At 68.5% G+C, this 21,087-nt stretch carries 23 protein-coding genes and 1 pseudogene; 10 read left to right on the top strand and 14 right to left on the bottom strand.

Going from position 1 to position 21,087, the window contains the following annotated elements:
• The gene (locus tag B0293_RS44765) at positions 1 to 129 is read right to left on the bottom strand and encodes an MFS transporter small subunit (RefSeq protein WP_005158479.1); all 129 of its coding nucleotides are present in this window, start codon (positions 127 to 129) and stop codon (positions 1 to 3) included.
• Positions 126 to 1,487, bottom strand: coding sequence for an L-lactate MFS transporter (locus tag B0293_RS38125; protein WP_005158478.1), 1,362 nt, complete (start codon positions 1,485 to 1,487; stop codon positions 126 to 128). The genes B0293_RS44765 and B0293_RS38125 overlap by 4 nt, the downstream gene beginning before the upstream one ends.
• Positions 1,488 to 1,589: 102 nt before the next feature.
• Between B0293_RS38125 and fdhD the strand changes: the two genes are divergently transcribed.
• Positions 1,590 to 2,420 carry a formate dehydrogenase accessory sulfurtransferase FdhD gene (gene fdhD / locus B0293_RS38120; RefSeq protein ID WP_005158477.1) on the top strand — a complete coding sequence of 277 codons (831 nt, stop codon included), beginning with the start codon at positions 1,590 to 1,592 and terminating at the stop codon, positions 2,418 to 2,420.
• Between the two features lie 12 nt (positions 2,421 to 2,432).
• Here the strand turns inward: fdhD and B0293_RS38115 are convergent, their stop codons facing one another.
• From B0293_RS38115 to B0293_RS38080, 8 genes are all read right to left on the bottom strand, one after another.
• Entirely contained in the window at positions 2,433 to 3,455 is a 1,023-nt protein-coding gene (locus tag B0293_RS38115; protein WP_005158476.1) for an LLM class flavin-dependent oxidoreductase, read from the bottom strand.
• 51 nt (positions 3,456 to 3,506) lie between these two features.
• Complete coding sequence (locus B0293_RS38110) at positions 3,507 to 4,235, bottom strand: SDR family NAD(P)-dependent oxidoreductase (RefSeq protein ID WP_005158475.1); 729 nt, start codon at positions 4,233 to 4,235, stop codon at positions 3,507 to 3,509.
• Between the two features lie 14 nt (positions 4,236 to 4,249).
• Positions 4,250 to 4,624, bottom strand: coding sequence for a PPOX class F420-dependent oxidoreductase (locus tag B0293_RS38105; protein WP_005158467.1), 375 nt, complete (start codon positions 4,622 to 4,624; stop codon positions 4,250 to 4,252).
• A complete protein-coding gene (locus B0293_RS38100; RefSeq protein WP_005158465.1) occupies positions 4,621 to 5,565 on the bottom strand; it encodes an aromatase/cyclase in 945 nt (314 codons plus the stop codon). The genes B0293_RS38105 and B0293_RS38100 overlap by 4 nt, the downstream gene beginning before the upstream one ends.
• Positions 5,562 to 5,819, bottom strand: a complete 258-nt coding sequence (locus tag B0293_RS38095) for an acyl carrier protein (RefSeq protein WP_005158462.1) — start codon at positions 5,817 to 5,819, stop codon at positions 5,562 to 5,564. The genes B0293_RS38100 and B0293_RS38095 overlap by 4 nt, the downstream gene beginning before the upstream one ends.
• Before the next feature lie 37 nt (positions 5,820 to 5,856).
• Positions 5,857 to 7,074: a ketosynthase chain-length factor gene (locus tag B0293_RS38090; protein ID WP_005158459.1), complete on the bottom strand. Its 1,218-nt coding sequence runs from the start codon at positions 7,072 to 7,074 to the stop codon at positions 5,857 to 5,859.
• Positions 7,071 to 8,342, bottom strand: a complete 1,272-nt coding sequence (locus tag B0293_RS38085) for a beta-ketoacyl-[acyl-carrier-protein] synthase family protein (RefSeq protein ID WP_005158456.1) — start codon at positions 8,340 to 8,342, stop codon at positions 7,071 to 7,073. Before B0293_RS38085 ends, B0293_RS38090 begins: the two co-directional genes overlap by 4 nt.
• A 144-nt stretch (positions 8,343 to 8,486) precedes the next feature.
• Complete coding sequence (locus tag B0293_RS38080) at positions 8,487 to 9,170, bottom strand: hypothetical protein (protein ID WP_005158454.1); 684 nt, start codon at positions 9,168 to 9,170, stop codon at positions 8,487 to 8,489.
• 243 nt (positions 9,171 to 9,413) lie between these two features.
• Between B0293_RS38080 and B0293_RS38075 the strand changes: the two genes are divergently transcribed.
• Together B0293_RS38075 and B0293_RS38070 are read left to right on the top strand one after the other, a co-directional pair.
• Complete coding sequence (locus tag B0293_RS38075; protein WP_005158452.1) at positions 9,414 to 10,553, top strand: acyl-CoA dehydrogenase family protein; 1,140 nt, start codon at positions 9,414 to 9,416, stop codon at positions 10,551 to 10,553.
• Positions 10,550 to 10,900 (top strand): antibiotic biosynthesis monooxygenase family protein, encoded by a 351-nt coding sequence (locus B0293_RS38070; protein ID WP_005158450.1) that lies wholly within the window; start codon positions 10,550 to 10,552, stop codon positions 10,898 to 10,900. Before B0293_RS38075 ends, B0293_RS38070 begins: the two co-directional genes overlap by 4 nt.
• A gap of 418 nt (positions 10,901 to 11,318) precedes the next feature.
• Here B0293_RS38070 and B0293_RS38065 read toward each other — a convergent pair whose 3' ends face one another.
• A complete protein-coding gene (locus B0293_RS38065) occupies positions 11,319 to 11,768 on the bottom strand; it encodes a nuclear transport factor 2 family protein (protein ID WP_005158448.1) in 450 nt (149 codons plus the stop codon).
• Between the two features lie 168 nt (positions 11,769 to 11,936).
• Between B0293_RS38065 and B0293_RS38060 the strand changes: the two genes are divergently transcribed.
• Entirely contained in the window at positions 11,937 to 12,722 is a 786-nt protein-coding gene (locus B0293_RS38060) for an SDR family NAD(P)-dependent oxidoreductase (protein WP_005158447.1), read from the top strand.
• A 33-nt stretch (positions 12,723 to 12,755) separates the two neighbouring features.
• A complete protein-coding gene (locus tag B0293_RS38055) occupies positions 12,756 to 13,592 on the top strand; it encodes a DUF6081 family protein (RefSeq protein ID WP_005158445.1) in 837 nt (278 codons plus the stop codon).
• Here the strand turns inward: B0293_RS38055 and B0293_RS38050 are convergent.
• On the bottom strand, positions 13,589 to 14,056 hold the full coding sequence (locus B0293_RS38050) for a MarR family winged helix-turn-helix transcriptional regulator (RefSeq protein ID WP_209437293.1): 468 nt from the start codon (positions 14,054 to 14,056) through the stop codon (positions 13,589 to 13,591). The two genes, B0293_RS38055 and B0293_RS38050, sit on opposite strands and share 4 nt — an antisense overlap.
• A gap of 113 nt (positions 14,057 to 14,169) precedes the next feature.
• On the opposite strand from B0293_RS38050, the gene B0293_RS38045 reads away from it, so the two are divergent.
• From B0293_RS38045 to B0293_RS38030, 4 genes are all read left to right on the top strand, one after another.
• Complete coding sequence (locus tag B0293_RS38045; protein WP_005158436.1) at positions 14,170 to 14,595, top strand: DUF6069 family protein; 426 nt, start codon at positions 14,170 to 14,172, stop codon at positions 14,593 to 14,595.
• 34 nt (positions 14,596 to 14,629) lie between these two features.
• Complete coding sequence (locus B0293_RS38040; RefSeq protein WP_005158434.1) at positions 14,630 to 16,264, top strand: MFS transporter; 1,635 nt, start codon at positions 14,630 to 14,632, stop codon at positions 16,262 to 16,264.
• 25 nt (positions 16,265 to 16,289) lie between these two features.
• Positions 16,290 to 17,204, top strand: coding sequence for an NADP-dependent oxidoreductase (locus B0293_RS38035; protein ID WP_005158432.1), 915 nt, complete (start codon positions 16,290 to 16,292; stop codon positions 17,202 to 17,204).
• Positions 17,205 to 17,390: 186 nt separating this feature from the next.
• Entirely contained in the window at positions 17,391 to 18,275 is an 885-nt protein-coding gene (locus tag B0293_RS38030) for an NmrA/HSCARG family protein (protein WP_005158430.1), read from the top strand.
• A 60-nt stretch (positions 18,276 to 18,335) separates the two neighbouring features.
• On the opposite strand, the gene B0293_RS38025 is transcribed toward B0293_RS38030, so the two are convergent.
• Positions 18,336 to 19,094, bottom strand: coding sequence for an AfsR/SARP family transcriptional regulator (locus B0293_RS38025; protein WP_005158427.1), 759 nt, complete (start codon positions 19,092 to 19,094; stop codon positions 18,336 to 18,338).
• Positions 19,095 to 19,413: 319 nt separating this feature from the next.
• Between B0293_RS38025 and B0293_RS38020 the strand changes: the two genes are divergently transcribed.
• The gene (locus B0293_RS38020; RefSeq protein WP_005158424.1) at positions 19,414 to 20,334 is read left to right on the top strand and encodes an MBL fold metallo-hydrolase; all 921 of its coding nucleotides are present in this window, start codon (positions 19,414 to 19,416) and stop codon (positions 20,332 to 20,334) included.
• 18 nt (positions 20,335 to 20,352) lie between these two features.
• Here the strand turns inward: B0293_RS38020 and B0293_RS44540 are convergent.
• Positions 20,353 to 20,856: pseudogene (locus B0293_RS44540) on the bottom strand (flavin reductase family protein).
• Between the last annotated feature and the right edge of the window lie 231 nt (positions 20,857 to 21,087).

Below are 21,087 nucleotides of genomic sequence, written 5' to 3'. Positions count from 1 at the left end.
TCAGCCGCCGAAGAGCTGGACCACCTTGCGGAACAGCTCGTAGACGCCGTAGGCGAACGGGAGCGCGACCCACAGCCACGCGAACACCATCAGCCCGACGCGGCGGCTTTCGGGAGCCTGTTCGGTCATCGGGCCTCACTCCTCGCGGGCTCGCCGGACGACGCCGGCTCGTGGAACTTCGGATCGACCGGCCGCACCAGCTCGTTGGCGACGAAACCGACGACCAGCAGGCCGATCATGATGAACAGCGACGTCGTGTAGAGGTCGGGGCCGACCTTGCCCGCCGACTTCTGGCTGTCGGCGATGGCGTTGACGATGAGCGGCCCGAGCACCCCCGCCATCGACCACGCGGTCAGCAGCCTGCCGTGGATCGCGCCGACCTGGTAGGTGCCGAAAAGGTCCTTCAGGTACGCCGGGACGGTCGCGAAGCCGCCGCCGTAGAAGGACAGGATCAGCATGGCGCACAGGACGAACACGAGCTTGGAGGCGTTGGTGGTCAACGCGATCACGAGGTACAGCACGGCGCCCGCGCCGAGGTAGAGCCGGTAGATGTTCTTGCGCCCCACCAGGTCCGAAGTGGACGACCAGACGAACCGGCCGAGCATGTTGGTCAGCGACAGCAACGCGACGAACCCGGCCGCGGCGGCGGTGCCGACGGGGGTCGAGGTCTCGCGGAAGAAGTCCGCGATCATCGGCGCCGCCTTCTCCAGGATGCCGATGCCCGCCGTCACGTTGAAGCACAGGACCACCCAGAGGAGCCAGAACTGCGGCGTCTTGATGGCGTTGCGCGCCGATACGTTCGCGGTGGTGATCATCGCGTTGCCGTTCGTGGCCTTGGGTTGCCAACCCTTCGGCTTCCAGTCGTCGGCGGGTACCCGGATCAGCAGGATGCCGAGGCTCATGAAGACCGCGTAGACCAGGCCGTGCACGAGGAACGCCGTCGCGACCGTCCCGATCGACCACGGCGCCGTGCCCAGCATCTGCGAAGACCACGGCGAGGCGATCAGCGCGCCGCCGCCGAAGCCCATGATCGCGATCCCGGTGGCCATCCCCGGCCGGTCGGGGAACCACTTGATCAGCGTCGAGACCGGCGAGATGTAGCCGATCCCCAGCCCGATGCCGCCGATCCCGCCCCAGCCGAGGACGACGAGCCAGTACTGCGACGTCGCCACGCCGAGCGCGGAGAGCAGGAAGCCCGAGCTGAAGCAGACCATCGAGACGAACATCGCCCAGCGCGGCCCGTTGCGCTCGACCAGCGTCCCGCCGAACGCCGCCGACAGCCCGAGCATCACGATGCCGAGCTGGAACGGGAGAGCGCTCTCCGTACCGCTGAGCCCGAGGGTCTTTTCCAGCGGCGGTTTGAAGACGCTCCACGCGTAGGCCTGCCCGATCGACAGGTGCACGGCCAGCGCGGCCGGAGGCACCAGCCAGCGGCTCCAGCCCGGTGATGCGACGATGCGGGAACGGTCCAGGAAGCCGACAGCCATCCGGCGCCTCCGTACTCTGAGGATGTGCACTGGGAATGTATTACTTAATTCCCAACGTTGCAGTACGCGAGTGTCGAATTAACCGGTCAGAAGGGTGGACAAGTGGGCAGGGTGACGGTGCGGCGTCCGGTGCGGAAGATCTCCGCGACCAGGGATGTGCGACGGCCCGACGCGCTCGCGGCCGAAGAACCGCTGGAGATCCGCGTCGGCGGCAAGGCACTCGCGGTCACCATGCGGACACCCGGCAACGACGTCGAACTCGCGCACGGCTTCCTGCTGTCCGAAGGCGTGCTCACCGCGCGCGAGGACGTCGCGGTCGCCCGGTACTGCGACGGCGTCGACGACCAGGGCCGCAACACCTACAACGTCCTGGACATCGCGCTGGCCGAAGGGGTCGCCCCGCCGGAAACCGGGGTCGAGCGGAACTTCTACACCACGTCCTCGTGCGGGGTCTGCGGCAAGGCCGCGCTCGACGCGGTCAAGCTGAAGAGCCGGTTTTCACCGGAGAAGTCCGAGTTCACCGTGAGCACCGACGTGCTGGCGAACCTCCCGGACACCCTGCGCGCACACCAGAAGGTCTTCTCCAGCACCGGCGGGCTCCACGCGGCCGCCCTGTTCGACGGCGAGGGGAATCTCGCCGTCGTCCGGGAGGACGTCGGCAGGCACAACGCCGTCGACAAGGTCCTCGGCTGGGCACTGCAAGAGGGCCGGATCCCCGCCGCGGACGTCGGTCTGCTGGTGTCCGGACGCGCCTCGTTCGAACTGGTGCAGAAGGCCGCCATGGCCGGGATCGGCCTGTTGGCGGCCGTTTCCGCGCCGTCGTCGCTGGCCGCGGAACTGGCCGAGGAGAACGGCATGACCCTCATCGGTTTCCTGCGCGGCGACAGCATGAACCTCTACAGCGGCGAACAGCGGGTCACGGGTCTCGGCTAGCGGGCAGCCGGGTCAGGCGCGCTCCAGGGCCGAGGCCGCCTGCCGGATGATGGCCAGCCGGCCCGCCAAGGTCGTGGCCGCGGCCGAAACCATGATGCCCAGGGTCGTGACGCCCGCCGCGGCGTAGTCCGCCATCCGGCTCGCCACGCGGTCGACCGGACCCACCATGGAGGTCGCGTCGATGAAATCGAACGGAATCGACGCGGCCGCCCCCGCCCGGTCGCCGTCGCCGAGCCGCTCGTGCAGGTCGGCGACCGCATCGGCGAATCCGAGGCGGGTGGCCATCTTGCAATAGAAGTTGTGCGCCGGGTCGCCGATGCCGAGCAGGTAGACGTACTGGGCGCGAAGGGCGTTCGCGGCGGTTTCGGGGTCGTCGGCGAACGAGGTCGCCAGGCAGGGCAGGACGTCGAAGCCGTCCATGTCCAGGCCCGCCAGCGCACGCCCCGCCCTGATCTCCCCCACGGCGGACTTGACCATTTCGGGCGAGGTGAAGACGCCGATCCAGCCGTCCGCGATCTCCCCCGCCAGCTTCAGGTTCCGAGGTCCGACAGCGGCCAGGTACACCGGCAGGTCGGCCCGCAACGGCTCGGTGTACAGGTGCAACGGCGCCTGCGTGGCTTCCGACAACGGCAGCGGGTAGTGCGCGCCCTCGTGCCGGACCGGGCCGCCGCGCAGCGCCGCCCGGACGATCGCCACGTACTCGCGCGTGCGGGCGAGCGGATGGTCGAACGCGGCGCCGTACCAGCCGTCGGCGACGTCCGGATTGGACACTCCGAGGCCGAGCCGGAACCGCCCGCCCGACAGACTGTCCAAAGTGGCCGCGGTCAGGGCCGCCATCCCCGGCGCCCGGCCCGGAATCTGCATCACGCCGGACGCCAGCGCGATCCGCTCGGTCCGCGCGGCGACGAACCCCAGCAGGCTCGGGGCATCGGACCGGTAGCCCTCCGGCGCCAGCGCGATGGCGTACCCCAGCCGCTCGGCCTCCCGGGCCAGGGCACCCGCGCCCTGGTACACCAGATTCACGCCCAGCTTCATCCGCTCGTCCTTCCCTTCCCTGTCTGCGAACCGTTTCCCGTACCGACGAGCTCAGACGAGGTGTGCGCCGCCGTCGGCGAGCAGTACCTGCCCGGTCACGTACATCGAGTTGGTCAGGGCGAGCACGACCTCCGCGACGTCCTCGGGCCTGCCGACCCGTTTCAACGGCACGACCCGCTTGGTCATCTCGGCGATGTCGGTGAAGCCCTTCGTCCACCGCGTTTCGATCAGGCCGGGGGCGACGGCGTTGACCCGGATCTCCGGACCGACCGTGTTCGCCAGCAGTCGGGTCATGTGCTCGATCGCGGCCTTGCTCACCGCGTAGGGAATGGAACTCCCGGCGGGCCTGCTCCCCGCCACCGACGACACGTTGACGATGCAGCCCGCGCCGGATTCGCGCAGATGCGGGATCGCCGCGACCGACGTCTGCCAGGTGCCGATCACGTTGAGGTCGAGGATCTCCCGCCAGATCTCCGGGGTCACCGCCTCCAGGTCGGCGTGCGGGATGCGGCGGGTCGTCCCGGCGTTGTTGACCAGCACGTCGAGCCTGCCGAACTCCTCGACCGTGCGCCGCACCAGCGTCGCGGCCTCCTTCTCGATCCCCACGTCCGCCTGGACATGGATCGCGCCGGGCAGCGACTCGGCGAGCCGTCGGCCCGCCTCGGCCGACCGGACCGAGTTCACGACGACACGGACCCCTTCCCCGGCCAGCCTGCGCGCCACGGCGCTCCCGATCCCGGCCGAAGAACCGGTCACGATGGCGACTCTCTTGTCGGTCACGGAAATCCTCCCTGTCAGCTGATCGTCCGGGTGTTGCGGCGGTCTTCGATCCCCCACGAAGTGACGAACCCCGGATGGACGCGGATGAACGGCTCGGGGCCTTCGACGGCTTCGGCACGACCGCGGATCTCGATGCCACGCGGCACCCACGGTGCGAGGACGTCGTCGATGACTACGGCGGCCCGGCCCGTGCGGAGCACGTCGCGGAACTTCTTGCTCCGCTCCATGCCGTGGCCGCCGATCTCCATGACCCCGGCGTCGAGGTCGAGCCGCCAGCCGACCGGGCACACGTGGGGAATGCCGTCCTTGCCCACCGTCGCGATCCTGGCCAGCCGGTCGCGGGTCGGACCGGGCCGGAGGTACTCGAGTTCGGCGTCGGTGAAGATCATCGCCCCTCTGTTTCCGCGTAGGCACCCGCGTGCGTCAACGTGGCGCGGCTGTTCTTTCCCAGCGCCTCGCGCAGGAACTCCCTGGCGTCGGCGACCGTCTTGCCGGTCCCGAGCACTTCCCGCACGGCTCCCGGATCGATGGCCACGGTATGCCTCGCGGTGACGATCGCACCCTCGGCGGATTCCTCGAAAGTCCAGGAACCGCTGTGCCCGAACAGAATCCGCGGCGGCACCAGTTGCTTGTAGACGATCAGTCCCGGTTCGAAACACAGCCGGACGGACGTCGTCGTATGCGTGGAGCCGTCCGCGGTCAGCGTGTCCATCCCGATGTGCTGCACGCCCGGCTCTTCCTCGTGCAACACCAGGCGCCGCACATGCGGCAACCGGTCCGGCCAGGCGTCCGCGCGGTAGACGAAGTCGTAGACGTCCGCCGCCGTCCCCGGCAGCCGGACCACGTCCTCGAAGGAGAAGACGAGGTCGTCCACCGCGTGGTCCTGTTCGGCGACCCTGGCCAGCGCGGCCAGTTCGACCGGGCTGTTGCGGTCGACCGCCTCGGTGATCCACGCGAGCGACTCGGCGTCGTCGTCCACCGCGGTGAAGTCGTGTTCCAGCACGACTTCCGTGCGTCCACCGGGCAACGGACGGAACTCCCACGCGCCGCCCATCGACGCGACCGGTTCCTGACTCTTCTCCTGCCGGAAGGTGATCCGCAACGACTTCTCGTCGAACTCGCGCCGGGACGTCCAGGTCTTGATCTGGCCGTTGACCAACGCCCAGATGCGGAACCGTTCCCCGCGTTCGTTCCGTTCGAGTTGCTCGACATGCGCGGTCGGCTCGAAGATCACCGGCCACTTGGTCACATCGGCCGCCAGCGCGTACAGGCTCTCGGCGGACGCCGACACGACCACGGAATGCGTGGTGTGCCGGGGAACCGCGCTCACTTCGTCACGGCCAGGTTGTCGTTGACCAGGTCCAGCAACGCACGCGGCGTCTTCAGCTCGGCCATCATCTCCTCCGGCAGGCGGACACCGAAGTCCCGCTCGATCCGCGCCGCGGTCTCCATCAGCGCGAGCGAGTCGTAGCCGAGTTCCTCGAACAGCACGTCGGAGATGTCGGTCCCCGTGTCGGTGCTCTCGTCCTCGCCCGCGCAGCTGATCAGGATGGTCCGCAGGTCTTCGATCGTCATGACGCTCATTTCTTTCCACTCCTCGTAGGCATCGGCCGGTGAAAGCTCAGTCGGGAACCGCGGTGACCACGACCGCGGAGTTGAAGCCCCAGCGCCCGCGTCCGAGCACCAGTGCGGTCGACAACCTGGCGCCGCGCGGTTCACCGCGCACCAGGTCCAACCGGTAGTCGTCCGGAACTTCTTCGGTACCGCCGGAAGCGGGGATCACACTGTCCCGGATGGACAGCAGCGCGGCGACGACGTCGAGCGGGCCGCCGCCGGAGAACAGCCGTCCGGTCAGGCTCTTCGGTGCGGTGACCGGGACGCCGTGCGGGCCGAAGATCCCGGTGATCGCGTCGGCTTCGGCGCGATCGAGAGCGGGTACGCCGACAGCGTCGGCGAACACGACGTCGACGTCGCCGGGGGCCACGCCGGCGTCCGCCATGGCTAGTTCGGCGGCGCGGCGCAGTCCCGGTGGCCGACCCGATCCCGGAGGCGGGTCGAAGGTCGACGCGTACCCGGCGATCTCGCCGTACACCTGGTGCGTCCCGCGGGTGCGCGCCGCCTCGCCCTGTTCGAGCACCAGCATGCCGCCGCCCTCGCCGGGGACGTATCCCCGCGCCTCGACGTCGAACGGCAGGTAGGCGCGACGCGGATCGGTGGCGGTGCTGACCTGTCCGCTCGACACGTGCGCCAGCCAGCCCCACGGATCGAACGCGGAATCGACCCCGCCGGTCACCACGAGCGGAGTGCCACGGCGGATCGTGCGCCGGGCGTGCCCGATCGCGTCGAGCCCGCCCGCCTGTTCGGCGACCAGCGCGCTGCTCGGCCCGCGCATACCGTGCCGGATCGAGATCTGGCCGGTGTTCACCGCGTAGAACCACGCGAACGATTCGTACACGCTGACGTGCTGCGAGCCCTTCGACCAAAGTTTCTGGAACTCGCGGTGCGTGAATTCGAAGCCGCCCGACGCGTTCGAGGTGACGACGCCCATGTCGTAGTCGGTCACCGCGGACGGGTCGACCTTGGCGTCCGTCAGCGCCCAGTCGGCCGCCGCGAGTGCGAGCCGGGTGGAGACGTCGGTCTGGGGAAGCAGCCTCGAAGGGATGTGCTCCTTCGCGTCGAAATCGAGGATCTGCCCGGCGAGCCGCGCGGGCAGTGCCGACGATGCGAACCGCGTGAGCTCGCTGATGCCGCCCCGCCCGTCCAGTGTGGCGTCCCAGTACTTGTCGGCGCCGAGCCCGTTCGGGGCCGCGACGCCGATGCCGGTCACGTAGACGTTCATGCCTTCACCCCCGTTCCGGGACGGCGCAACACCATCGCGCTCTGGAAGCCGCCGAATCCGCTGCCGACGGTCAGTACGGTGTCCACCCGCTGTTCCCTGGCGACCAGGGGGACGTAGTCGAGGTCGCACTCCGGGTCGGCGGTGTGCAGGTTCGCGGTCGGCGGGATCACGCCGTGCTCGATCGCCAGTGCGGACGCGGCGATCTCCACCGAACCGATGGCCCCCAGCGAATGCCCGACCATCGACTTGATCGAGCTGATAGGGGTCTTGCGGGCGTGTTCGCCGAGACTCCGCTTGAACGCCGCTGTCTCGTGCCGGTCGTTCTGCTTGGTGCCGGAGCCGTGGGCGTTGATGTACCCGACCGCGGTGCCGTCGACCCTGGACTCGTCCAGCGCCGCCCGGATCGCCTCGGCCATTTCCCGGCCGTCGGTCTTGAGGCCGGTCATGTGGTAGGCGTTGCACCGCGTCGCGTAGCCGGAGATCTCCGCGTAGACGTGCGCGCCGCGCCGCTTGGCCGACTCGTATTCCTCCAGCACGAACATCGCGGCGCTCTCCGCGAGCACGAAACCGTTGCGGGAACCGTCGAACGGCCGGGAGGCGTGTTCCGGATCGTCGTTGTAGGTGGTGGTCGCCTTGATCGCGTCGAAGCAGGCCACCACGATCGGCGTGACCGGGGTGTCCGAGGCGCCGGCCAGCATGACGTCCGCGCTGCCTTCGCGGATCAGCGCGACCGCGTGGCCGACCGAGTCGAGACCGGAGGTGCAGCCGTTGGACACCATCGCCACCGGGCCTTCGGCGCCGACGGTCCAGGCGACCTCGGCGGGCATCACGCTCGGCACCAGGTAGTCGAACATGTGCGGCGACAGGTAGGCGGGGTCCACCTCCCACTTCTCGCCGTCGTTCGACATGACCCGGTATTCGTTCTCCAGGCTGGTGGCGGCCGCGACCGCGCTGCCGAGGGCGACGCCGATCCGGTGCGGGTCGAGCGCGCCGACGTCCAGCCCGCTGTCTCGGACGGCGTCACGCGCGCAGACCACGGCGAACTGGGAAGCCCTGTCCATCCTGCGGATCTCACGCGGGCTCAGGCCCTCGCGCTCCGGGTCGAAGTCGGCTTCACCGGCCACCTGGGAACGGTAAGGCGACGGGTCGAAGAAAGAGATGCGGCGAGTGGCTGTCCGGCCCGCGGTCAGCAGCTCCCAGAATTGCGCCGTATTCGCTCCTCCGGGTGCTCGCACACCGATACCCGTGATCACGACCCGGCGCGTCACCGGGCACCTCCGGCGACCTCGGAAATGGTCGAAAAGAGCATTTCGGCACTTCTCCTGTCACTATTTTCGGGCAACTGTCTTCAGCTGTTCCAGTACCGTCGCGGGGCGGGCATCGGAAATCCGTTTCCGATGCCCGCCCGGGACTCAGCCGACCGTGGTGGTGGAGAGCTTCACCGGCGCGGGCGGTTCGCACAGCAGCGGTCGCAACGTGCCGGGCGGGTCGCCGGGGGTCACGCTGTTGCGCATCCAGCGGAACGACGGGTTGTCGATGCCGGTGCCGCCGGTCGCGGACTGCGCCAAGCCGTTGCTGCCCGCCTTGAGTCCGACCAGCAGCGACGGCAGGTCGAACGGCGTGTTCGCCAGGAACGGGCCGGTCGCCTTGAGCACCAGCACGTTGCCCTTGCGTTCGACGGTCGTCTTGGAGCCGCCGAGACCGCTTCCGCCGAAGAGCGCGTAACCGAGCAGTGTCGTGTTGGCCGGCAGCTTGAACTGCAACTCGACGTCGCGCACGTCGCTCTGGAACGTCGGATTCGGCGTGATCACGGGCGGGTCGAACGCGATGCCGAAGAGACCCTGCGGTGCCACGGAGTTCGGTGCGGTGACCTTGAAAGTGAGGCTGTACGGCATGTTGGCGCTGCCGCCCGGGAACGTCACGAGGCAGCCGTAGTCGACCTTGACCTGTGAGCTCGCGTAGCCCTGCTGGGCGAAGTCGGCCGGTACGGGTGCCGCGGCGCTGGCCCCGGCCGTGGCCGCCGCCGGCACGACCGCCGCGAGCGACATCACCCCGACGGCGACCAGACGGGTCGCCCATTTCGAACCTACGGTCATTCGTCTTCCCTTTCCGTGGCGAATGTTTCGCGGCAGAGTGGCCGTCGATGACCGCCTTCGAGCACTGCCAGGAAGATTTGTAGACGGCGGGAATAGAACGGCGCATGAGCGCCGGTCAACGGGGACTCGGGCGGCCGGAACCGAATTACCCGTGGATTTCCGGGCCGAGCGGGGATCGAGTCGCGATCGAGTGAACGGGCCCATTCTGCGGCGAGACCAGGCCCAGCGAAGGAGGACGCCCGCGTGCTCGATCACCCGCTCACCCAAGACAGTCTTGCCAAGGCGACGGAAGAGGCCGCCGCCATCGCGGCCCGGTACGCCAAGGACGCCGAGACCGACCGGCGGCTCGCCCCGGAGGTCGTGCGTGCCGTGCTCGACGCCGGATACGCACGGCACTTCGTGCCCGCGGCTTGGAACGGTCGCGAAGGCGGCTTTCTCGACCTGGCCCAGGCGGTGGCCGTGCTCGGGGAAGCCTGCGCGTCGACCGCGTGGTTCGCCTCGCTGACCGCGAGCCTCGGCCGCATGACCGCGTTCCTGCCCGCCGAGGGGCAGGCCGAGATCTGGGCAGACGGCCCGGACACGCTCATCGTCGGCGCGCTCATGCCGATCGGCAAGGCCGAACCGGTCGAGGGCGGGTGGCGGTTGTCCGGCACCTGGCCGTTCGTCAGCGCGGTCGACTTCTCCGAGTGGGCGCTGGTGTGCGCGATGGCCGGACCGGAGGCGCGGTTCTTCGCCGTTCCCCGTGCCGCATACCGGATCGAGGACACCTGGTTCCCCGTGGGAATGCGGGGAACCGGCAGCAACACCCTCGTGATCGAAGAGGTCTTCGTGCCGTCGACGCACTCGTTCACCCGCGACCGGCTCGCGGCGGGCAAGGCCGCCGGATCGGCGGCATGCCACGTCACCCCGCTGCGTGCCGCCAACGGACTGACCTTCGCGGCTCCGGTGCTGGGTGCCGCCCGCGGCGCGCTCGCGGCGTGGACCGCGTACATCCGCGAGAAGACCCGGAACGCACCGGCCCGCAACGGAATCACCGGCGGCAGCCCGCAGACCCACGAGCTGACACTGGCCCGCGCGTCGGCCGAGATCGACTCGGCGCAACTGCTCCTCGAACGCGTCGCTCGCGTCGCGGACCAGGGTGCCGTCCCGGCCGCGCACATCGCCAGGAACACCCGCGACTGCGCCTTCGCCGTCGATCTGCTGGTCGACGCGGTGAACCGGCTGTTCCACGCGGCGGGCACCACCGGCCAGTCCTCGGCGAACGCCATCCAGCGGTTCTGGCGCGACGCGAATTCCTCGTCCAGCCACATCGTGCTCCAGTTCGAGCCCGCCGCCTCCGCGTACGCCGGCCACGTACTCAACGAACCCTTGGGAGAGAAATGATCGACGTCGACCGGACGGGCTTCGTCGCCCTGGTCACCATCACCATCGGCGACCCGGAAGCGCACGCTCCGCTGCTGGAACTGCTCGCCCGCGAGGTCGAGCAGTGGGTGCGGTTCCGGCCGGGGTTTGTCTCGGCCAACTACCACGTGAGCACCGACGGTTCCCGGATCATCAACTACGCGCAGTGGGACAGCGAGGAGGACTACCGGGAGTCGTTCAAGGCCAACCCCAACGCCGGCTCCCTGCGGGACGCGATCACCGCGATCGACGGTGTCGAGGGCCTGCAGATGGTCGGGTACACGCTCGTGAAGTCCGTCGCCGCTTCGAAAGTGCCCGCCGACAGCTGATTTCCTTACCTGACAAGGGAACCTGCCACCGAGCCGATAGTGTCGGCACCTCGGGTCGCGCCGGGTCTTCCGCGTGACCGAGTGGACGACACCTGTGATCAGACGGACGACACGTGTGACTGGACGGACGACACGATCGCGGCCGGGTCTCATCGCGAGTCGTCCGTCCAGTCACGTGTGTCGTCCGTCTGATCACACGAGTTGTCCTTCCAGTCACGCGAAGCGCGCTCCGGCAGCCAAGCGTTGCGAAAGCCACTTTCGCAACCTTCAGGGTTGCGAAAGTGGCTTTCGCAACACCCGAAGCCGGCCGGCACGCGAGCAGCCGAACACGGCAGTTTTGCCTTGAACCTCAAGAGAAGTACGTGATGGCCCCCTTCACTGCGCTAGACGCAATGAAGGGGGCCATCACGTACTTCCTCTAGCTCGCCGCCGCGGCCGATCCGAAGAGCTGGTCGTGCTCGACCCGCCGCGACCGGTTGAACAGCTCGCCGTCCTCCCACACGAGCACGTCGTACACCACGCAACTCGGGGCGATCGCGGGCTTTCCGCCAGGGCGAGTGGTGACCACCAGCGCGTACACCGTGGCACGGATCGTGTCGTCGTCCTGCGGTTCGAGGTTCATCATCCCGAACCAGTGCCTGCGCTGGACCGGATCGTCGTCGAACCGTTTATGGAATTCGTGCAGTTCGGCGCTGATGCCCGCGCGGGTGCGGGCGGGTTCCCGGCCGGGGGTGTGCCGGAACTCGCCGTCCTCGGTGAAGGTCTCGGCATAGGCCTCGAACGCGCCCCCGTCGAGCAGCTGCATCTGCCGGGCGTAGAACTGCTGGACCTCCGCGTACAGGTCGGTGCGGGAATACGTGCTGGGCATACGGCTCCTCCTGGTGGCCCGCTTGACTTTTCGCCTCCGTCCACGGTGGACCGGGTGGCTCGACGCCCGCTCGAACCGGGCACGGGCGGCACTTTCCAGGCCTGTTCGACCGCTGGTCGAGCCGTCCGGACGAGCATTCGCCCAGGAGACGGCTACGGAGGGAAAGACATGGCGGACAAGACCCGGCGCGTGGCTCTGGTCACCGGGGCCACCAGCGGCATCGGCCTGGACATCACCCAGCGCCTCGCCCGCTCGGGAATCAGCGTCTACATCTGCTCGCGACATGACGACGCGGTCGCCAAGACGGTCGAGGACCTGCGCGGACAGGGGCTCGACGTCGACGGCGGCAGCTGTGACGTGAGCGTGCCGGACCAGGTACGGCGGCTCGTGGCGAACGCCGTCGAGCGCTACGGCCCGATCGACATCCTCGTCAACAACGCGGGCCGCAACGGCGGCGGGATCACCGCGGAGATCGACGACGAGACCTGGTTCGACGTCATCAACACCAATCTCAACAGCGTGTTCGTGACGACGAAGGAGGTCCTCACCGCGGGCGGGATGCTGAAGCAGGACAGCGGCCGGGTCATCAACATCGCCTCGACCGGCGGCAAGCAGGGCGTACTGCACGGCGCTCCGTACTCGGCGTCGAAACACGGCGTCGTCGGCCTGACCAAGGCGTGGGGCCTGGAGCTCGCGAAGACCGGTGTCACGGTCAACGCGGTGTGCCCCGGTTTCGTCGAGACACCGATGGCCGAGCGCGTCCGCACGCACTACGCGGGCATCTGGGGCGTCGACGAGGAGGAAACCCACGCGCGGATCACCACGCGGGTTCCGATCGGGCGGTACGTGGAGCCACGCGAGGTGTCGGCGATGGTCGAGTACCTGATCGGCGAGGACGCGGGCGCGGTCACCGCGCAGGCGCTCAACGTCTGCGGCGGCCTCGGCAACTACTAGACCGATCCATTTTGGACGGAGAAAGGAGCGTCGATGACCTCCACCGACGAAATCGAGTACGCCGTCGACGGCGATGTGGTGTTCCAGGACGATTTCCGCGCGGGGCTGGACCACGAGGGCGCCGACGCCCGGTGGCGGATCCGCCCGTCGGGCGCGTTACCGCTGGGAGACGGCGTCTTCTGGCATTCGGCGGCCGGCCTGGTCGTCGAGCCGCCGGGCAGCGACCCGGTCACCGGCGACGCCGCGTTCGCCCTTCCGGGTCCCGGCGGGCCCGGCGAGCACATCCGCTGGGCGGCGTTCGCCGAGCGCACCTCCGCGGGCGGGGTGCTGGGCTTCGACGTGCCGCCCGAGGTGCCGCTCACCGCGAAGCTGGAGATGTCCGCGCAGTTCTTCGGACTCGACAAGCACGACCTCGGCGACGACGTCGACCTGGACTCGGATCTCCGCCTCGGGATGGCCGGGATGATCTGCGTGGACATGGAGTCGGGTCTGGTGTTCGACTTCGTCCTGACCCGGCGCCGGGTGTACGCGCTCTACGAGCGGTTGCCCCGGCCGGGGAAGACGCACGCGGTGTTCTCGTACGCCGTCCCGGTGGCCACGCGCGAGCCGGGCCATTTCCACGACTTCGCCGTCCGGCTCGATCCGGCGGCGCGCCAGGTGTGCTGGCTGCTGGACGGGGCCGAGGTGCTCACCGTCGACAAGATCGGACTGCGTTCACTCGACGCCGAGTATCTGAAGAAGAATCAGGACGGCCCCGAGGCGGAGATCCTGCCCAACCAGCTGAGCCTGGGGTTCGGGTTGTTCACCGACGGCGTGTTCGGGCAGGGCGCCCGGCTACGTGCCCGGCGCGCCTCGGTCACTCTCGGCTAGCACGGGTCGGTTTTCGAGAGGTCTTCGGTGAACCGGCTGAACAACCGGGCCAGTTCGGTCCGGTCGTGTTCGGACCAATGCGCGATCGCCTGGCCGAGGAACGCCTGCCGGAACTTGTGGGCTTCCTCGGCCAGTTTGGCGCCGGCGTCGGTGAGCCGCAGCTGGATGCGCCGCCCGTCCGTCTGCGAGGCCACTCGTTCGACGTAGCCGGCCTGGATCGCGCTCCCGACCATCCGGCTGGCGCGGGACGGGTCGAGCCCGATCCGTTCCGCGACCAGTCCCACGGTGACGCCTTCGGTGCCGGCCTCCGCGCCCTCCTCCACCGCGTACAGCACCGGGATCAGGCTCAGGTCGACCTGGGCCGGAGGGTGTTGCTCCGCGATCTTGCCGAGACTCCGCCGGGTCTGGTTGCGCCGCAATCGCCCCAGGGCGTGCTCGATGAGGGCTAGGGACGGGTCGTTCATGGCCATCAGGCTACCTGAACAGATGCGCATTGCAATTTATCTGCGCCGCGCATATATTTGCCGGAGTCACTTACTTGACCAGCGCACTGATACCGGTAGCCGATGGAGGCCCCATGAGCACCACCGAGATCAAGAACGACACGCGGCGCGGGCGTGGGCTCGTCGTCATCGCGGCGATCGTGACGCCCGTGGTGCTCTGGACGCTCGTCACCTACGCGTTCGGTTTCGGCATCACGGTCCCGGAGTCCTTCGGCTCGGACGCCCGCGCGGAACTCGAGCCGGTCGCGGTGGGGGTCACGGTCGTCGCGGCGGTGCTGGCGGGCTGGGCGTCGCTGGCCCTTCTCGAGCGATTCGTCGGCAAGGCGGGGCTGACGGTCTGGACGGTCATCGCCCTCGTCGTCTTCCTCGGGACCCTGCCGTACATGCCCGGATTCACCATCACCGAGCGCCTGCTGCTCGGCCTGATCCACCTTTCGCTGGCCTTGATCCTGATCGTCGGCATGCGCAGGACCAGCCGGTTCGCGCGGTCCGACGGCTGAGAAAGGCGAAGAACGTAACCAGGGGGCAAGAAAGATGAACCAGGACACAGGTCACCCGAAGCGGTGGCGGATCCTCGCGGTGCTGGTCGGCAGTCTGATGGCGGTCATCATCGACACCACGATCCTCAACGTGTCGCTCAAGACGCTGGCCGACCCGGTCGCGGGGCTCGGCGCGACACACAGCGAGCTGGAGTGGGCACTCAGCTCGTACACGCTGGTCTTCGCCGCCCTCCTCTTCAGCTGGGGCGTGCTGGCCGACCGGGCGGGGCGGAAGCGGATCCTGCTGATCGGCCTCGCCCTGTTCGGGCTGGCCTCGCTCGCCTCGGCCTACGCGCAGGACCCCGTCCAGCTGATCGTCGCGCGCAGTGTGATGGGGCTCGGCGCCGCGGCGGTCATGCCGTGCACCCTGGCCATCATCGCCGCGGTCTTCCCGCTACAGGAACGGGCGAAGGCGATCGGTGTCTGGACGGCCGCCATCGGGGTCGCCCTCGCACTGGGCCCGGTCACCGGCGGTCTCCTGCTGGAGAACTTCTGGTGGGGCTCGATCTTCCTGATCAACGTGCCGCTGGTCGCGCTGACGATCCTCGCGGTGGTGCTGGTCGTGCCGGAGTCCCGTGCCCCGTACCGCCGCAAGCTCGACATCGTCGGGATGCTGTTGTCCATCGCCGGTCTCGTGCTGATCGTGTACGGCGTCATCGAGGGTGGTCGTCTGGCGTCCTTCACCGCGCCGCTGGTGTGGGCCCCGATCGCGGCGGGCATCGTCGTGCTGGTGCTGTTCGTGCTGCACGAGAAGCGCATCGACCAGCCCGCCTTCGACATCGGTTTCTTCCGCAAGCCGGCGTTCACCGTCGCGATCGCCGCGGTGGGCTTCGTTTCCTTCGCGATGGCGGGGTTCCTCTTCTTCAGCGCGTTCTATCTCCAGTCGGTGCGGGGATACACCCCGCTGCAGGCGGGAGCGTGCATGCTGGCGCTGGCCTTGGCGATGATGGTCTTCGGGCCGCTCAGCTCGAAGACGGCCGCCCGGTTCGGGCCGAAGATCGTCTGTTCGGCCGCCCTGCTCGTGGTCGCGGCCGCGCTGGGTTCGCTCCTGCTGATCGAGGAGCAGAGCCCGCTGGCGGCGATCCTGCCGGTGTACTTCGTGCTGGGCACGGGGATCGCGAACGTCATGCCGCCCGCGGCGGTGTCGATCATGATGTCCATCCCGAGGGAGAAGGCCGCGGTCGGCTCGGCGATGAACAACACCATGCGCCAGGTCGGAACCGCGCTCGGGGTGGCGATCCTCGGTGCCGTGCTCGGCGCCGTCTACCGGTCCGAGATCGACGGAGACCTCGGCGCGCTCCCGGCGGCGCAGCGTGCCGCGGCGGGCGAGTCGATCGAGGCGACCCTCGCGGTGGCGCAAAAGGCAGGCGGCGGGGCGCCAGGCCTGGTGGATTCGGCCAGGGAGTCCTTCGTCTCCGCGATGCACGTGAGTTCGTTGTGCGCCGCGATCGTCGCGCTGATCGGAGCGGCGGTGGTGTTCCGCTGGTTCCCGGGCAAGCAGCCCGCGGGGAACGCCTGGGGCGGCGGCAACTGGGGCGCGGGCGCCGCGAAACCCGGACAGTCCTGGCAGCCCGCGAGCAAGCCGGACAGCGAAACCGAAAGCGCGCCCGTACAGACCGGAAACCACTGAAATCACCACAACCCAAAGGAGTGTCATGTCCAAAGCGGTCGTCTTCGCCACCTACGGCGGACCCGAGGTACTGGAGACCGTCGAGATCGAGGAGCCGCACGCCGGTGAGGGCGAAGTGCGGGTCCGGGTGCGGGCGGCCGGGGTGCAGCCCTTCGACACCATGGTCCGCCGCGGCGACGTCCAGGGGTACGTCGAGGTGTCCTTTCCCCAGACCACCGGCAACGAGTTCGCCGGCGTGATCGACGAGGTCGGCCCTGGCGTGACCGGCTGGGAAGCCGGTACCGAGGTCATCGCGTTCACCACGATGAACGCCGTCGGCGAGGTGGTGACGGTCAGCGCCGGCGACATGATCGTCAAGCCGGCGGGGATGTCCTGGGAGGACGCCGGGGTCCTGTCCGTCTGCGGGCAGACAGCGCATCTCGCGCTCACCGCGCTGAAGGTCGGCAAGGGTGACACCGTGCTGATCCACGGCGCGGCGGGCGGGGTCGGCACCATGGCCGTGCAACTGGCCCGCGAATGGGGCGCCACGGTCATCGGCACGGCGAGCGAGCGCAACCACGAGTACCTCCGTGAGCTCGGCGCCATCCCGGTCGCCTACGGCCCGGGACTCGTCGACAGGGTCCGCGCTCTCGCGCCGCAGGGTGTCGACGCCGCGCTCGACGCCGCCAGCAAGGACGCCATCGCCCCTTCCCTCGAACTCGTCGAGAACAAGGACCGGGTGGGGACCATCGGCGACTTCATGGGGTCGCGGCAGCACGGTGTCGCCATGCTCGGCGGCACTCGCACAGCGGAGCGGCTGAGCGAACTCGCGGAATTGCACACCGCGGGCAAGCTGCGGATCCACATCCAGGCGTCGTACCCGTTCTCGCGGGCCGCCGAGGCACATCGGGAGGTCGAAACCGGGCACGTGCGGGGCAAGATCGTCCTCGTCGCCGACTGACCACGGACTCGGCCGATCAAGGCCGTGAGGGCCACATCAAGGGACTCCGGGTCGCTCGATGTGGCCCTCGGGGTCGTCCGAGGATTCCTCATTCGACACCTGTTCCAGCGCCGTTCAAGCGGCCGCCAGCACAGTGGGACCACCACGCGCGGTACTCGCTGCGCCGGCCGAGGGAGGAGAAGACAGTTGCCGACCGACCAGAAATGGATCCTCGTATTCGGAGCCACCGGAAAGCAGGGTGGTTCGACCGCCCGCTACCTGTTGGAACGGGGCTGGGCCGTGCACGCCCTCGTGCGGAATCCGGACCATCCGGCGGCCGCGGACCTGCGGGCGAAAGGCGCGACGATCGTTCGCGGCGACATGGACGACGCCGCCTCGCTGCGCGCCGCGATGAACGGCGCTTACGGCGTTTTCAGTGTTCAGACACCACTCGGCGACGCCGGCGTGCCCGGCGAGGAGCGGCACGGACTCCTGGTCGCCGATGTCGCCAAGGAGGCCGGGGTCGAGCACTTCGTGCACAGTTCGGTCGGGGGCGCGGAGCGGCCGGAGGGGCTCCACTGGCGTGAGACCAAGCTTCGGATCGAAGAGCGGATCCGGGAGAACGGGCTTCCCGCGACCTTCCTGCGGCCCGCCTATTTCATGGAGAATCTCGCCAACGACATGTACCCGCCGCGGCTCGTCGGCGACGAACTGGTCTACCGGCGGGGGCTCGCCGACGGCGTGCCACTCCAGATGATCTCGGCGGCGGACAACGGGTTCTTCGCGGCCGACGCGTTCGACGACCCCGGCACCTACCTCGGGAAGAACATCGAACTGGCGGGCGACGAACTCACCGGCGAGCAGATCGCCGAGGTCTTCGAGCGCCACACCGGAATCCCAGCCAGGTTCGAGTCGGTCCCGATCCCGGAACTCGAAGAGACGAACCCGTGGCAGGCACTCGCTTACGACTGGCTCAACCGGATCGGTTACTCGGCGGACATCCCGGCGCTGCGGGTCCAGCACCCCGCGCTGGCGACACTCGAGCACTGGCTGAAAAAGACGGAATGGACGCCCGCCCCCGGCGGGGACTGAACGTCCGGAGTGGCCGGTGATTCCCGGTGCGGTCGACGTCGATGGCGACCGCACCGGGAATCACGCGGTCGACGCGAGCAGATCCCGGTGCAGGCGGCGGATCTCCGCCATCGGCTCCAAACCCAGCTCATCGTTCAGGATCCGGCGCAGATCCTGATACGCCTGCAACGCCTCGGCGCGCCTGCCGCCGTGGTGCAGTTCATTGATCAGCTGGCTGTGGAACCACTCGTTGAGCGGATAGGAGACCACGAGAGAGCGCAGCTCGGGAATCAGGTCGCGACGTTGCCCCCGCGCCCGGTCGGCCTCGATCCGCAATTCGAGTGCACGGATCCGTAATTCCTCCAGGTGGCTGATGTGCCCCCGCAGGACGTCACCGGCATCGACATTCGCCAATGCGGGGCCACGCCACAAGGCAAGGCCCTGCCGGAGAATGCTCCCGGCCTCCTCGGCGTCTCCCTCGCCGAGCAGCTCCCGGCCCTTGGCGACGGATCTTTCGAACACCTTCGTGTCGACCTGTTCCGCCGGCACCTTCAATTCGTAGCCGGGTGGCCGGGTGACCAGCGACGGCTTCTCCTCGCCGGTCTCGCAGGCCTGATCGAACATGCGACGGGTGTGGTAAACGTAGGTTTGCAAGGTGGTCAGCGCACTGCGTGGCGGGTTGTCGTCCCACAGTTCGCGGGTGAGCACGTCTACGCTGCTGACCTCGTTCCGCAGCAGGAGAATGCCGAGTATCTTGCACATCTTCTCCGAACTCGGTTCGAGAATCCTCCCGTCGGGCAGTACGATTTCGAGCGGTCCGAGCAGCCTGAATTGAAGCATACTTCCCCCCCATGGCATTTTCCCCATGAAAATCCCCCAGCACTGGACAATCGCCGCCCCCATTGCGGCCCCGTCGCCAGCGTAGCTTCGTTTACTCGAGCTTTGCAACCGGATGACCCAAACGGCCGCCGGACCTCCGGATTCGTGACCGATTCTCACGTTCTTGATCTTCTTTTCGAAACAGAAGTCGTTTCATAAATCGTTTGCGTGCGCATTCAGAAGCGGTGCGTGATTTCTGCTCAGAGACGCGAGAAGTAGCCGAATCCACTTTGAGGCGCGCTCGAGCAGGTCGCGACGGGATTCGGCGACGCTCGTCGCCATGACCGTAACTTCCAGTGCCACCACGGATGCTCGCCTGCACGAGGTCGCGGACGGGGTTTTCGCCTACATCCAGCCGGACGGCGGCTGGTGCCTGAACAACGCCGGGCTGATCGTTTCCGGCCGCGAGGCCGCGCTGGTCGACACCGCCGCGACCGAAGCGCGGGCGCACCGGCTTCGCGCACAGGTGCTGACCGTCTCGGCCACCGCACCGCGGGTGGTCGTCAACACCCATTCCCACGGAGACCACACGTTCGGGAATTTCGTCTTCCCCGAGGCGGTCGTCGTCGGACATGAGCGCACCCGCACGGAGATGGCCGAGATAGGCCTGCATCTGACCGGGCTGTGGCCGGAGGTGTGCTGGGGCGACATCGAAGTCGTCCTCCCGACTCTGACCTTCCGCGACCGCTTGACGCTGACGGTGGGGCGGACCAGCGCGGAAGTACTGCACCTCGGCGTCGCGCACACCACCAACGACAGCGTGGTCTGGCTGCCGGATCAGCGGGTCGTCTTCACCGGTGACCTGGCGATGTCAGGGGTGACACCGTTCGTGATGATGGGCTCGGTAACGGGATCCCTTGAGGTGACGGCGAAGTTGCGCGCCCTCGGCGCCGAGACCGTCGTGCCGGGGCATGGGCCGGTGTGCGGGCCGGAGATCTTCGACACCACCGAGCGCTACCTGCGCTGGGTCCGTGAAGTCGCCCGAAAGGGCATCGAGGACGGCGTACCCGCGCTGGAGGCCGCCCGAACGGCCGATCTCGGCGAGTTCGCCGGACTGCTCGACAGCGAACGGCTCGTCCCCAATCTCCATCGCGCCTACGCCGAGGAAGCGGGAGCGGAGCAAGGGGCGGCGCTGGACGTCGCGACCATGTTCGGCGAACTGATCGAGTACCACGGTTCCCTCCCCGCCTGCCACGCCTGATCGACGGCGGCCGCCCCGTCACCGGGCCGGCGCCGGAACTCCCGGCCAGACGGTGTAGGTCCGCCGTTGGTACAGCAGCGGAGCCGGCGACAGCACCTCCGCGGCGCCGACGTGACCGATCACGAGGTCGTGGTCGCCCGCCGCGACGATTCGGTCCACTGTGCACTCCGCGTAGGCCCTGATGTTCCCCAGCAGTACCGGGGCGCCGTTGGCGATCGGGGAAGGCCGCCAAGCGAGTCCGGCGAACTTGTCGCCGGGCCGCCCGGCGAACGACTCGGAAACCTCCTACCCGCCGTCGCCGAGGACGTGCATCACGAAACCCTGGGACGACCGCACCGCGTGCAGTGTCCTGGATCGGTGGTCGGCGCACACCAGCAGCAACGGGGGCTCCGCCGAGATCGCGGAGAACGCGTTGCAGGTGAAGCCCTGTGGTACGCCGTCTGCGCCGACGGTCGTCACCACGGCCACCGCGGTCGGGAACGAGCCGAACAAGTCTCGGAAGGTCGCACTGCTGACCGTCACTCCGGATCACCGCTTTCGCCCGGGTCAGTTTCAGGTGGGGCAAGTCTCGGGGTGGCCACTGGAACCGCGCTGGAACCACGCTCGGTTCTAGGGAGGATCTAGTCCGGTTGTAGCGGCCGAGGCGAAACTCGGCTCCACCACGGAGCCATGGTGCGTCGGGGAGAAGGTCAAAGGTGTCGTGTTCGGGTGAGATGGGCGATCACGCGTGATCAGGGACGTAACTCGCGAGTT

It is taken from the genome of Amycolatopsis azurea DSM 43854, assembly GCF_001995215.1.
In the GTDB taxonomy this organism is placed as follows: Bacteria; Actinomycetota; Actinomycetes; order Mycobacteriales; family Pseudonocardiaceae; genus Amycolatopsis; species Amycolatopsis azurea.
The sequence above is the reverse complement of the archived record's forward strand: the minus strand, read 5'-3'. Positions and strand labels throughout refer to the sequence as shown.